Source organism: Bacillus pretiosus (assembly GCF_051294775.1).
GTDB classification, from domain to species: domain Bacteria; phylum Bacillota; class Bacilli; order Bacillales; family Bacillaceae_G; genus Bacillus_A; species Bacillus_A wiedmannii.
The window spans coordinates 1-342 of record NZ_JBPPHF010000056.1; the positions used below are offsets into that span (position 1 = coordinate 1).

At 47.7% G+C, this 342-nt stretch carries 1 protein-coding gene; it reads right to left on the minus strand.

Annotated elements, in window-relative coordinates; all coding sequences use genetic code 11:
* The coding region (locus ACSG5Z_RS29825; protein ID WP_435712744.1) for a thiolase family protein at positions 1–342 on the minus strand (342 nt) is incomplete at both ends.

Consider the following 342-nt stretch of genomic DNA (forward strand, 5'->3'; position numbering starts at 1 on the left):
GGCTACGATATGCCCATTCATCTTGCGCTTCGCGAGAGATTCCATCTTCCTTCGCAACTTCTCCGCCATAAACACCCATGTGTATACCTGAAAATGCGCAAGTCAAGCCGTCAACAACGTTTAAATCGATGATTTCGTTGTTCCCCATTCTGTATCCCCATCTTGCACCTCGTAAAATGTAAGGACTGTTACTCATCGACTCCATACCGCCAGCTACAATTAGTGATTGATCGCCAGTACGAATAATTTGATCCGCTACCGTAACCGCACGAAGCCCTGATGCACAAACTTTAGTCACTGTTTCCGTCTGTACTTCCCAAGGGATTCCAGCAGCCCTCGCAG